Genomic DNA, 11,772 nt, shown 5'->3' on the forward strand with positions numbered 1-11,772 from the left:
CTGCGGCGGTTGCCGCCGCAGCCCGCTCTCATCAGGCCGCTGCCGCAGCCGCTGGGTGGGCCGTGCGGCGACGGCGCTGCAGCCAGCCCAGCAGGCCCAGGCCAAGCGCCATCATGCCGTAGGTGCCGGGCTCGGGAATGGGCGCCAGGGCCACATCGACCAGGCGGCCGGCGGCGTCCAAGGGGTTGGCCGTGCCATAGCGTTCCGCGGTGATCAGGCCGCCCAGGCCGCCTTGTGCCAGGGGGCTGCTGATGAAGCGCTCCAGCGCCTCCTGGTAGGTGATGGTGTCCACGGCGTTCTCGAACAACACGCCCGCGGCGGCGAAGGGGTAGCCGTCACCGCCGGCGGCCGTGAAGTCGATGGTGGAGAGCGAGAAGCGGCGCAGTCCGTTCACCACCACGCCGTTGTCGATCAGCACCGTGCCATCGTCCAGCGTCACCTTGAGCACCCGGCTGCCGGCATTGCGCTGGGTGTCATAGATCACGCGCAGGCCCGAAACCTGGGCAAAGCGGCCATTCACATCGCCTGCCGCCGAGGCCGTGGCGACCGAGTGCTCCAGGATCTGCTTGAGCTGGCCGGCGTCCACGCTGGGTGCCCGGCGGACCAGATTGGTGAAGGGCAGCACATTGAAGGTGTCGCCCACGGTCACATCGCCGGCCGCGATGCCGGCGCGTATGCCGCCGCCGTTCTGGATGGCCACATCCGCCTTGCCCGCAAAGCGCATGGCATCAGCGACCAGATTGCCCAGATTGGTCTCGCTATTGCGCACGCCGGCCTCGAAGCTGCCGGGCAGGCCCTTGCTGCCACGCACGCCGTTCAGGCTCACCTGGGAGCTGCCGATGCGGGTGCTGTTGAGCACGTCCACATAGCCCTTGACCGGATCGATCACGGACGTCTTGAGGAAGCTGTCGCCCTGTACCCGGTCGGCATCGGCGGCATTGCCGCTCACGCGCAGCAGACGCGAGCCCTCGATGGCACGGATGGCGCCCGTGCTGTCGTCCACCTCGATATTGAGCTCGCCCACATAGCGATTGCCGAAGGAGGATGTCACCACCGCCACATCACGGCCGGTGCGATCCTTGACCAGCTGGGGGTGGCCCGTGAGGGCGCGAGCGTCTCCCGGCAGCAGGCGGTCGTCGGCATCGGCCATCAATTCATGGCCGCCGCCGGACACCACCACATCCACGCCCTGCAGGCGCGGAATCACGATCTGGCGCTCGTTGTTCCAGTTCTGCAGATGGCTCATCAGCACCACGGTCTTGGCGCCAGCGGCGCGCGCGGCATCAACGTTCTGCTGCACCAGCTCGGTCATGCGGATCAGGTTCTGCTGTTCGCTCTGAAGCGGATCGTGGTTGAGCAGGGACACCGGACCCGGCGAAGAGATGCGCGGCAGCAAGGGCGTGGTGGCGCCCACCAGGGCGATCTGGTGGCCCTTGCTGGTGCTGACCATGGTGTACGGTGCCACGCGGCCCGCATTGGCCAGGCTGGCGAAGGCGGGCGTGGACTGGAAATTCAGGTTGGACGAGAGATAGGTCGTGCCCGAGACGGCGGCGAAGCGTGCGGCCGTGGCGGCGCCTTCGTCGAATTCATGGTTGCCGAACACGGCCGCATGGAAGCCGATGTGTCGCATCGCGATGGCATCGAAGAAATCCTGACCGCCATCAGCGTGGGCCGTGCCCAGCAAGGCCTTGCTCGCATTCCAGCGCGGGCCGGGCAGGAAGGCGTCACCGGCATTGAGCTTGAGCACAGTGCGGCCGGCCGCTTCGGCCTGTGCCTGGGCATTGGCCATCACCGAAGCCAGACGGTCCACGCCGCCGTAGAAGGAAATGGCCTGGGAAGCGTTGTCGCGCAGATTGCCCTGGGCCGACAGCAGCCAGGACTCCTGGTCGCCGACATGCAGCAGGGTGAGCTTTTCGGCCTGCGCCGGCGCGAAGGCAATGAACAGCGCCAGGCTCAGGGCACTCATGCCCAGGGGCCGGCGCGCGGCGAGTTTGGAGGTTTGCGGGGAGAACATGGTGCGAGAGTGCCCGGAGGAGAGAGTGGAAGACTGGCCGCGCCATGCGCCATTACTTCCACCGCCTCCGCGCCCCGCGACCTGCCAGGGGGCGAGGTGCCAGCAGTTCGCCGCGCCTTGCTCAGCCTCGAGCCTTCAGCTTAGGCAGCCCCCGCAACCCCTGCGTGACAGGCTTGCTAGCCCATGCGGAGCAGTCCGGCCCCTACCAGCGCGAGGGTTGAGCGCGTCACTCAGCCGCCCAGTCGGGCGCGCGCCAGCTCCAGGGGGCGGGTCTTGCCCGTGGCGTCCTGCAGGGCCTGGGCGGCCTGCAGGGCGGCGGCATGCAGGCTGGCCCGTCCGGCCTCAGCCGCGCCGCAGAGCAGGGCGGCCGCCATGGCCTCGCCATAGCGCTGGGCCAGGGTCTGGGCGGCCTCATCCAGCCCGCCCAGCATGGCGCCGGCCCGGGCGGCAGCCCCGCCCATGGGCCGGGCGCGGGCCGAAGCCTTGGCCTCGGCGCGGCCCATGTCCGTGCATTCCAGCTCGCAGCATTGGGTGATGGCATCGGCCACATGCTGCAGCACCGCCAGGTCGTTGCAGTGCACCAGCAGCTTGAAGGCGCCGCTGGTCAGATAGTCGCCGGCCAGCACATTGCCCGCCGTGCCCAGCAGGGCGGCCGCGCCAGCGGTCTCGGGTGCGGCGTCCACGCGCGCATGCAGGCGCTGCAGGCCGATATGCACCAGGTCCAGGGCCGCACCCACATGCAGGGTCGGATCACCCTCATCAAGGCTGCAGGCGATCAGGGCGTGTACCGGCTCCTGCTGGGCCGAGAGCAGCGCCCCCAGGGCCAGTTGCACCGGCGCGGCCTGGCAGGGCAGGGAGGCCTGCACGGCGTGGCGCAGACGGTCTTGGATGGAGTCCTGGAACTGGGTCGTCATCATGGCAGCCCATTGTCCTTGATGCGGCAAGACCCGGCTCGCACAATGCGCACATGAATGCCCATGTCCCGCCAGAAGGCCCGTCTGCACCGGCCCTGATCGCCGTCTTCACCACCCTGCCCGAGCGGGCCGCGGCCCAGGCCCTGGCGCGCCAGATGGTGGAGCGAGGGCTGGCGGCCTGCGCGCAGATCTCTGAGGTGGAGAGCTTCTACCGCTGGGACGGCCGTTTGCAGCAAGAGGGCGAATTCCGCCTGCTGCTCAAGACCCGGGCCGAGCTGTATGCAGCGCTGGAGCAGGCCCTGCGCGAGCTGCATCCCTACGAGCTGCCCGCCATCCATGCTCAGGCCCTGGGGCCGGTCTATGAGCCCTATGCCCGGTGGGTGGCGGCGCAAACCGCCCCGGCCGCTCCGCGCTTTCAGCGCGAGGGCTGACCCGGCCCCTGGGCGCCGCTGGAGCGGGCGCTGAGATAGGCATAAAGGTCCGTGATGTGCGCCTGCACACTGGGCTCACCCTGCCAGGCCGGCATGCTCAGCGCACCTTGCTGGCGCTGTATCACGCCCTCGATCTGCGCCTCGCTGCCGCGGGCCTGGTCGGGCGGCAAGCCCCAGTCATAGCGGCTCAGCACCAGGCCCACAAAGCGGCGCTGGCCCATATCGCCCACACGCGGCAGGAGATCGGGGGCCTGGGCGCTGCCGCGCGCGTCACTGCCATGGCAGCGCGCGCATTTGTCCTGGAACACCCGCCAGCCGCTGTACACCGAGGCGGAGGGCTGGGCCTCGCGCGTCTCGCGCGCCAGCTGCTCGGCCGGCTTGCGGTTGGCCAGCTCCACCTGCCCATGGCCGGCGCAGCCCGCCAGGCCCGTCAACAGAACGGCGCCGCTGCCCAACAGGGCCAGGCCAGGAATCCGGGAACGCTGGCTGCTGATCGCACGTGCATTCATCGCTGCCTCCTTGGGAGCCGGCCACCGCGAAGGCGCAGCGGCCTGAGTCGATTGTGCACCGGGGTCGGGTCTTGCGGGAGCGGTGTCTGGCAGCGCTGCGTCAAATGTGGCAGCGCAATTGCAAGAGCCACCGACGCATCGTGCTGTACTTCATCCGTACTTGCCGTTGCTCGCGGGAGATGCCCCGTGGCCTGACCATTTCCCAGCTGCCGGAAACTTTTCAATCCGCGCCCGCCATCACTGACGGGCGACGCGACCAAGCGTGGCGCGGCACCTACCAGCCGAGTGGTTTCAATCCACGCCCGCCATCACTGACGGGCGACGCCGGCGCGCAGCAGCGCCTGATCACGGCCTATGCCGTGTTTCAATCCACGCCCGCCATCACTGACGGGCGACGCCGGTGCCATGAGGTGGCACTGTGGCGATTGGGGCGGTTTCAATCCACGCCCGCCATCACTGACGGGCGACGCGTGCTGGCTATTCGCTGCAGCAAAGTCTCTGCAATGTTTCAATCCACGCCCGCCATCACTGACGGGCGACGCCTTGGCGGGCCGGGAAGAGCAGTTCGTTGCGAGCGTTTCAATCCACGCCCGCCATCACTGACGGGCGACGCGCCAATCGTGTGGCCCGAGTACACCCACGCTAAGTTTCAATCCACGCCCGCCATCACTGACGGGCGACGCACCGCGTTGGCCTGGTTCGATTTGAAGGCACCGTCAGTTTCAATCCACGCCCGCCATCACTGACGGGCGACGCGCGCGGATCACGCATGCGCATGGTGTCCGCCAAAGTTTCAATCCACGCCCGCCATCACTGACGGGCGACGCCTCACCGCGCGCCGCCAGCCCCTGCAGGACCAGGAGTTTCAATCCACGCCCGCCATCACTGACGGGCGACGCCGTGAGCCGCCAGGTCGTCATCTGACACTGAGGACGTTTCAATCCACGCCCGCCATCACTGACGGGCGACGCCTCCCAGGTATTGGTCTGCGGCGGCGATGGCGACTAGTTTCAATCCACGCCCGCCATCACTGACGGGCGACGCACCAGCCCGCCAGCATGTTCCCGCAGGTCGATCAGTTTCAATCCACGCCCGCCATCACTGACGGGCGACGCCCATGCCCTCTCCTAGCGCGGCGGCTGCTCGGACGTTTCAATCCACGCCCGCCATCACTGACGGGCGACGCCTGATTGCGTGTTGATTGGTTCGCCTGTGGACAAGTTTCAATCCACGCCCGCCATCACTGACGGGCGACGCGCTCCTTGACTTGCTTGGCTTGGACCGAATACAGGTTTCAATCCACGCCCGCCATCACTGACGGGCGACGCATCAGTTCGATGGTCTCGGTCATGGTCAGTCCTTAGTTTCAATCCACGCCCGCCATCACTGACGGGCGACGCCGTCGGCCTCAGTCGGCATGAGACCGTGCTCGGCAATGTTTCAATCCACGCCCGCCATCACTGACGGGCGACGCGCAGCTTCATCGCCGCGTCGGAGACGTCATCGTTGTTTCAATCCACGCCCGCCATCACTGACGGGCGACGCCCCAGGTATTGGTCTGCGGCGGCGATGGCGACTAGTTTCAATCCACGCCCGCCATCACTGACGGGCGACGCCGACCTGACCGTTCAGGGTGAAGGCGCTGTCGGTGTTTCAATCCACGCCCGCCATCACTGACGGGCGACGCCACCGTAGGCGCGCATGGAAATTTCCATCGTCTGGCTGTTTCAATCCACGCCCGCCATCACTGACGGGCGACGCTCAAGGCCGACGAGGATGCCGCCGAGGCTGTCAAGTTTCAATCCACGCCCGCCATCACTGACGGGCGACGCGTCCCCGCGCTCTGAATGGTTGCACCAGCACCAGCCGTTTCAATCCACGCCCGCCATCACTGACGGGCGACGCTAGGTGGGTGTGACGTGGAAACAGCCCCAGACGTGTTTCAATCCACGCCCGCCATCACTGACGGGCGACGCGGCATACCTGCCATGTACGAGGCCCTAGCCCAGATCCTGTTTCAATCCACGCCCGCCATCACTGACGGGCGACGCATCAGCGGCACCGCGCAGAGCAGGGCCAGAACCAGTTTCAATCCACGCCCGCCATCACTGACGGGCGACGCGCAGCAGAGCCTGGCCGCGCAAGAGGGCCGCCAGGTTTCAATCCACGCCCGCCATCACTGACGGGCGACGCCTGGCTGGTACATCATCGAGGACTCCGCCGCCTGGTTTCAATCCACGCCCGCCATCACTGACGGGCGACGCATGAGGTGGCGGCATGAGTGCGCTCTACTCGCTCGTTTCAATCCACGCCCGCCATCACTGACGGGCGACGCCTGGCTGGTACATCATCGAGGACTCCGCCGCCTGGTTTCAATCCACGCCCGCCATCACTGACGGGCGACGCTCCGGCGCCAGTGCCGCGACATCATGGCGATGGGGTTTCAATCCACGCCCGCCATCACTGACGGGCGACGCCGGCTGTAAAGCGGATGCTCGCCGGCCTTGATGGACTGTTTCAATCCACGCCCGCCATCACTGACGGGCGACGCGTGCGGTGGTCATCGTCAGCACGTTGCCGCTGACGGTGTTTCAATCCACGCCCGCCATCACTGACGGGCGACGCATTGTGGCGGCGCAGGTAGCTGCTAAAGATACGGGCTGTTTCAATCCACGCCCGCCATCACTGACGGGCGACGCGTGGTCAGCCCCTGCGCGTCGGTGACGGTCAGGGTGTTTCAATCCACGCCCGCCATCACTGACGGGCGACGCCTTGCGCACGTCACGCACGTGCTGCTCCATGTGGCTGTTTCAATCCACGCCCGCCATCACTGACGGGCGACGCGATCGCACGCTCGTTGCGGCGGTGGATTAGGTTTGTTTCAATCCACGCCCGCCATCACTGACGGGCGACGCCGAGCGCGTCGGGTATTTGGCCGGGTCGTTCAGGGTTTCAATCCACGCCCGCCATCACTGACGGGCGACGCGGAGAGTGCCGGGCCCACAGCATCAACCACATCGGTTTCAATCCACGCCCGCCATCACTGACGGGCGACGCACCGGGCTGGCGATCTTCTGCCAGAGGTGAACAGGGTTTCAATCCACGCCCGCCATCACTGACGGGCGACGCGCCGCACGACGACGATTTGCGCGCTCAGGGATGGTTTCAATCCACGCCCGCCATCACTGACGGGCGACGCTTGGTCTCGCAGATTCAGCATGGCCGCCAGCGTGGTTTCAATCCACGCCCGCCATCACTGACGGGCGACGCTTGATCGATGCAGTTCATGCGGCGTCCTTGAATAGTTTCAATCCACGCCCGCCATCACTGACGGGCGACGCCTGAAGCGGGCTTCGCTCAGTTTGATACCGCGTGGTTTCAATCCACGCCCGCCATCACTGACGGGCGACGCCAAGGGCAAGGATGATTCGCATGGGTGGCTTTCTGTTTCAATCCACGCCCGCCATCACTGACGGGCGACGCCGGCTGGCCAGACCAGTCTGCCCGTCGCAGCAGCCGTTTCAATCCACGCCCGCCATCACTGACGGGCGACGCGTGCGTTGGTTCGCCGCCTGGGCATGCTCGGTGATGTTTCAATCCACGCCCGCCATCACTGACGGGCGACGCGGCACAAGGCCATCCATGCTGGCTCGCTGCTGAGGGGTGTTTCAATCCACGCCCGCCATCACTGACGGGCGACGCAGTTCTGAGGGGCTGGCTCCGGCTCGGGCTTCGGTGTTTCAATCCACGCCCGCCATCACTGACGGGCGACGCCCAGCGCACCAGCGCATCCTGATGCGGGAAAAGTGTTTCAATCCACGCCCGCCATCACTGACGGGCGACGCTCCCTGGCGTGTAAAACCAGCCCAATCTGGCGTTGTTTCAATCCACGCCCGCCATCACTGACGGGCGACGCGCACTGGCCCCATACAAGCAGGCCGATGCCGCGCTGTTTCAATCCACGCCCGCCATCACTGACGGGCGACGCGCCAGCTTCTCGGCGGTCGTGGGGCTGATGAGCTTGTTTCAATCCACGCCCGCCATCACTGACGGGCGACGCCGGTGGCCAGCCTATCGGTGCTGCAGGCGCTGATGTTTCAATCCACGCCCGCCATCACTGACGGGCGACGCCGGCTCGGCCTCCGGCGTGATCGCCAGCCGTCCCCTGTTTCAATCCACGCCCGCCATCACTGACGGGCGACGCGCTTCGCGCGCAAGTTCTTGCAGCATCAGCGAAAACCATGCGGTTTGCGCGAACCCGGTGGGGCAGAGGACAACTCTGGAATAGAGCCGATCGGACAACATCGGAAAGTTCTGCAAAAACAAGTGCTTGAGACGCGCGCGAACCCCAGGGGCTGGCGGCCAGCACATGGGGTTCGCGCCGCCATCCTACGCGATCAGAAGGTGCTTCACAGCACCAGCGGGCCCTCGAAGTCCACGGCCTTGAAGTGCCCGTACTCGCGCACCTCCGCGCCGCGCGTGTCGGGCACGCGGTACAGCCGCAGGCAATCTTGCTGCTCGTTGATCTCGGCCAGCAGCCGCCTCTCTAGCGTCTCCAGCTCTGCCAACGTGACTTGGCACTCGAACACCGACTTCTGTACCCGCTGCCCGGTGCCTTCGCAGACTTTGGCGACGCGGCGCAGGCGACGCCGGCCCTCCTTGGTTTCGGTGTTTACGTCGTAGCAGACGATCACGAGCATCGCAGCCTCCCGTCGTGTTCACTTCGCCAGGAAGGGCAGATAGCCGGCGCGTGAGCCATCTGCTTCAAGCTCGCCGCGGATGGCTCGGGCCAGCAGTCTTGCCTGCACCAGCGGCACCATGCCCAGCGGTACCGGCTGGGCCAGCAGCGGGTGCAGGATCTCCTCCTGCTTGCGCTGCTGATAGGCCACCAGAACGGCCTTGCGCGCATCCGGCTGCAGCGATACCGCACCGCCCTCGCGCAGCACGAAGTCGCCGGCCCCAAGCTGCTGACGGTTCACCAGGGTCAGCGCCAGCCGGTCCGCGAAGGGTCGGAACTCTTCCATCAGATCCAGCGCCAGCGCCGCACGCCCGGGCCGCAGGGCATGCAGAAATCCCACCTGCGGATCCAGCCCGGCTGCCTCCAGCGCGCTGCGGCAGTCATTCATCCACAAGGCATACAGAAACGAGATCAGCGCATTGAAGCGGTCGCGGGGCGGTCGCCGGCTGCGGCCCTGCATCGCGAAGTCCGCACGCAGATCGGTCTTCACCAACCAGGGCAGGCCGGCAAAGTACTGGCGCGCCGCCTCGCCTTCCAGGCCTCGCACGGTGTTCAGGTCGGGCGCGGCGGGTAGGGCACGCAGGCCTGCCGCCAGGTCATCAGCCAGTCGCGTCAACTGCGCGGCCTCGGCGGCCAGCTTGGCCTCCCGCGCACCGCGCTGCAGCACCGAGCGGGCATTGCGGATCTTGCCGGCCACAAAGCTGCGCGCCAGCTCCAGCGACAAATCGGCATCGAGGCTGGCCAGGTGCTGGGCGCGGCGCAGCAGCACATTGCCGGCCTGCGCGCCTTCAAGCCGGGCCTTGAAGCGACCATGCTCGTCCAGCAGCACCAGCGCGATGCTGTCCTCGGCCAGCCGGTGCATCAGCGGCGCCGACAAGGCGATATGCCCGAAGCACACCACCGCCTGCAGATGATGCAGCGGCACGCGCAGCCGCACCTCGCGCTCCAACTCCACCCGCAAGGTGTCGTTGTCCAGCCGCAGATAGCTCTCGGGCGTGGTGATGTAGAGCGTGTTGAGCAGTTGCATGGATCAATCCGCATCGGGGTCGAACAGGCGGCGCCGCGCCTCGATCAGCGCGCTGGCTGCGCCGCCCGCCATGGCCTCCGGCTGGCAGCGTTCGCGCAGCGAGCAGGCCTTGCAGCGTCGCGCCGCAGCCTCGCCGCTCAGTGGCGCGGGCAGGCGTTCGGACGCCAGCATCGCGCGCACCGCTTGGGCCACCGACGCCACCTGCGCGCGCAGCGCCGGCGTGATGGGCACGACGCGGCGCCGCTTGGAACTGGCGTAATACAGCGCGCCCTCGGGCACCGCCCGGCCCGTCATGGATTCCAGGCACAGTGCCTGCGCCGCCAGCTGCAAGTCATCGCAGGCCGCGATATCGGCGGCCTTGTTGCGCGAGCCTTGCTTGTATTCCACCGGGTAGGGCGTGCCCGCCGCGTCGAACTCCACCACATCCGACTTGCCGATCAGCCCCAGCTCGTCATGCCACAGTGGCAGCGCCCGTTCGATGCGCAGGCCCTGCGCCGACTCCACGCCGGGCTGGTCGGTGCGAGCGTGCACCGCATTGCCGCGCAAGGTGTGGAGGTTGTCGTCAAAGGCCTGCTCCAGATGGATCAGCCCGCACTGCCGCGGGCAGTAGGCCCAGTGCTGCAGGGCCGAGAGCGGGATGGGGTCGGGCTCGTCCATGGTGCGGCCTTGGCTTCTCAGCGAATGACTACACTGATGGCCTGTAGCAAGCCACGGCGCACGGAGATTGTCATGAGCAGCACTTCCCTGGACGAGGTGACCGCGCAAGCCTTGAAGCTCACGGCCGAAGAGCGGGCCGAGCTGATCGAGCGATTGGTAGACACCGTGACGCCTGCGCCGCCGCTGCACCCGATCTGGGAGGCCGAGATCGCACGGCGCGTCGCCGAGATGGACGCAGGCCTTGTCGAGTCCATCCCCGCGGAGCAGGTGTACGCCGAGATGCGCGACATGATTGATGGCAAGGTGGCCGAGCGCCGCCCGTGATCCTTGAGTTTCGCCCTGCCGCTCACAGGGAACTTGTGGCGGCGCTGCAGTGGTATCTGTCTGATGGCGGGCCTGCGGTGGCAGCGCGTTTCGGCCAGGCCGTCGAACAGGCCACTCAGCTGCTGGCCTCCATGCCGCAGCTCGGCACCCCGAGCCATGCCAGCCCCACCCGCGGCTGGCCGCTCAAGCGGTTCCCGTTCACCCTGGTGTATCGCGTACAGGGTGAGCGCCTGACGGTGATTGCGGTCGCGCATCAGAGCCGGGAGCCGGGGTATTGGGTGGGGCGGGGCTGAAGTGTCAGAAGCCGTCTATGACTTGCGCCTGCAAGTCGGGGAGGGCATCAATGGTGATCGATCCGTCAAGATCGACCTTGACCGAACGGTGAACCTTAGCCGATGAGTATTGCCCCGACTTGCAGTTGTGCTCCCACCAAATCACCTTTACTACTTCCATGCTGCCATCAGGGCGGGCCGATGAGGCGTCGTTCTCGAAGAGCTTGGGCAGCAGGGCCTTCAGTGTTTCTGCGTCGGCATTACTGAATCCTGTGCGTTCGGCAAGTTGCGGATTGATGCTGCCGTAGGTGACATAGATTCCGTGATCAACCCGGTGCTTCATGCCCATCGTGTCCGAACTGCGTTTGCTCCCATCACCTTCGCCGCTGACACTTTTGGTGATCTGGGTACTGGTGATGGAAACTGGCTCCAGACTGAATGCCGACTGTATGGTGACGGGGCCGCGTATCGGAATCGAAACGCCGCCAGCATCCGAGCCGCTTGCGAAGGCGAAAACTTGTCCGAAGGCGCGGACATCGAACCACTTCTCGCAAGCAAGCTTAGCTGTGGCGTCCTTGTTGGCGCCTTTCTTGAATGCGTCCTTGCCGAGGCCGTTCACGGCTGACTCGGCGCGATTGCGAAGACTGGTTTCGCCGTCAGTCTTGCGGTCATCTGACTGGACGAAGATTGCCTGTCCGCTTTCCTGCAGGCGGTCGCGCAGCTTGCGCTTCAAGCAAACATCGGTGATCTCCCCGAGTCCGCCATAGTCGGTGCGAGGCCGGTTGCCGTTGAGTGGATCACCGTTCGGGTTGGCATGCTTGACGCGCAGCACGAGGGCGAAATCGATCTTGTTCTGCAAAGTGCTCATCTTGTAGTCCCTGGTCTT

Annotated in this window: 10 protein-coding genes and 1 CRISPR repeat array; of the genes, 3 read left to right on the forward strand and 7 right to left on the reverse strand. The window is 66.4% G+C overall.

The genetic code is table 11. The features are described 5' to 3' along the window. Positions 1 to 31: 31 nt before the first annotated feature. Both DFR39_RS20105 and DFR39_RS04185 read right to left on the reverse strand, forming a co-directional pair. Positions 32 to 2,014, reverse strand: coding sequence for a bifunctional metallophosphatase/5'-nucleotidase (locus tag DFR39_RS20105; RefSeq protein WP_246030664.1), 1,983 nt, complete (start codon positions 2,012 to 2,014; stop codon positions 32 to 34). A 230-nt stretch (positions 2,015 to 2,244) separates the two neighbouring features. Beyond that, a complete protein-coding gene (locus DFR39_RS04185) occupies positions 2,245 to 2,931 on the reverse strand; it encodes a hypothetical protein (RefSeq protein ID WP_133602254.1) in 687 nt (228 codons plus the stop codon). A 50-nt stretch (positions 2,932 to 2,981) separates the two neighbouring features. Here DFR39_RS04185 and cutA point away from each other — a divergent pair, with 50 nt between their 5' ends. Next, a complete protein-coding gene (gene cutA / locus DFR39_RS04190; RefSeq protein ID WP_133602255.1) occupies positions 2,982 to 3,359 on the forward strand; it encodes a divalent-cation tolerance protein CutA in 378 nt (125 codons plus the stop codon). Here cutA and DFR39_RS04195 read toward each other — a convergent pair. The 4 genes from DFR39_RS04195 to cas4 form a co-directional block, all read right to left on the reverse strand. Then, on the reverse strand, positions 3,344 to 3,868 hold the full coding sequence (locus tag DFR39_RS04195; protein ID WP_133602256.1) for a c-type cytochrome: 525 nt from the start codon (positions 3,866 to 3,868) through the stop codon (positions 3,344 to 3,346). The two genes, cutA and DFR39_RS04195, sit on opposite strands and share 16 nt — an antisense overlap. Before the next feature lie 217 nt (positions 3,869 to 4,085). Continuing rightward, a CRISPR array of direct repeats spans positions 4,086 to 8,072; the repeat unit is 37 nt; unit sequence GTTTCAATCCACGCCCGCCATCACTGACGGGCGACGC. 205 nt (positions 8,073 to 8,277) lie between these two features. Then, positions 8,278 to 8,568, reverse strand: coding sequence for a CRISPR-associated endonuclease Cas2 (gene cas2 / locus DFR39_RS04200; RefSeq protein WP_133602257.1), 291 nt, complete (start codon positions 8,566 to 8,568; stop codon positions 8,278 to 8,280). A gap of 18 nt (positions 8,569 to 8,586) precedes the next feature. Further along, the gene (gene cas1c / locus DFR39_RS04205) at positions 8,587 to 9,633 is read right to left on the reverse strand and encodes a type I-C CRISPR-associated endonuclease Cas1c (protein ID WP_133602258.1); all 1,047 of its coding nucleotides are present in this window, start codon (positions 9,631 to 9,633) and stop codon (positions 8,587 to 8,589) included. Positions 9,634 to 9,636: 3 nt separating this feature from the next. Then, positions 9,637 to 10,290 carry a CRISPR-associated protein Cas4 gene (cas4, locus tag DFR39_RS04210; RefSeq protein ID WP_133602259.1) on the reverse strand — a complete coding sequence of 218 codons (654 nt, stop codon included), beginning with the start codon at positions 10,288 to 10,290 and terminating at the stop codon, positions 9,637 to 9,639. 72 nt (positions 10,291 to 10,362) lie between these two features. Here cas4 and DFR39_RS19795 point away from each other — a divergent pair, with 72 nt between their 5' ends. Together DFR39_RS19795 and DFR39_RS04220 are read left to right on the forward strand one after the other, a co-directional pair. Then, positions 10,363 to 10,614: an addiction module protein gene (locus tag DFR39_RS19795; protein WP_162849423.1), complete on the forward strand. Its 252-nt coding sequence runs from the start codon at positions 10,363 to 10,365 to the stop codon at positions 10,612 to 10,614. After that, positions 10,611 to 10,907, forward strand: a complete 297-nt coding sequence (locus DFR39_RS04220) for a type II toxin-antitoxin system RelE/ParE family toxin (RefSeq protein WP_133602261.1) — start codon at positions 10,611 to 10,613, stop codon at positions 10,905 to 10,907. Before DFR39_RS19795 ends, DFR39_RS04220 begins: the two co-directional genes overlap by 4 nt. Before the next feature lie 4 nt (positions 10,908 to 10,911). Here DFR39_RS04220 and cas7c read toward each other — a convergent pair whose 3' ends face one another. After that, positions 10,912 to 11,754, reverse strand: a complete 843-nt coding sequence (gene cas7c / locus DFR39_RS04225; RefSeq protein ID WP_133602262.1) for a type I-C CRISPR-associated protein Cas7/Csd2 — start codon at positions 11,752 to 11,754, stop codon at positions 10,912 to 10,914. Positions 11,755 to 11,772 lie beyond the last annotated feature (18 nt).

Source organism: Roseateles asaccharophilus, from assembly GCF_004362405.1.
Taxonomy (GTDB): domain Bacteria; phylum Pseudomonadota; class Gammaproteobacteria; order Burkholderiales; family Burkholderiaceae_C; genus Kinneretia; species Kinneretia asaccharophila.

Coding starts and splice junctions, on each gene's coding strand:
- cas2 (WP_133602257.1), bottom strand. CDS start 8,568: ATGCTCGTGATCGTCTGCTACGACGTAAACACCGAAACCAAGGAGGGC.
- DFR39_RS20105 (WP_246030664.1), bottom strand. CDS start 2,014: ATGTTCTCCCCGCAAACCTCCAAACTCGCCGCGCGCCGGCCCCTGGGC.
- DFR39_RS04195 (WP_133602256.1), bottom strand. CDS start 3,868: ATGAATGCACGTGCGATCAGCAGCCAGCGTTCCCGGATTCCTGGCCTG.
- DFR39_RS04185 (WP_133602254.1), bottom strand. CDS start 2,931: ATGATGACGACCCAGTTCCAGGACTCCATCCAAGACCGTCTGCGCCAC.
- cutA (WP_133602255.1), top strand. CDS start 2,982: ATGAATGCCCATGTCCCGCCAGAAGGCCCGTCTGCACCGGCCCTGATC.
- DFR39_RS19795 (WP_162849423.1), top strand. CDS start 10,363: ATGAGCAGCACTTCCCTGGACGAGGTGACCGCGCAAGCCTTGAAGCTC.
- cas1c (WP_133602258.1), bottom strand. CDS start 9,633: ATGCAACTGCTCAACACGCTCTACATCACCACGCCCGAGAGCTATCTG.
- cas4 (WP_133602259.1), bottom strand. CDS start 10,290: ATGGACGAGCCCGACCCCATCCCGCTCTCGGCCCTGCAGCACTGGGCC.
- cas7c (WP_133602262.1), bottom strand. CDS start 11,754: ATGAGCACTTTGCAGAACAAGATCGATTTCGCCCTCGTGCTGCGCGTC.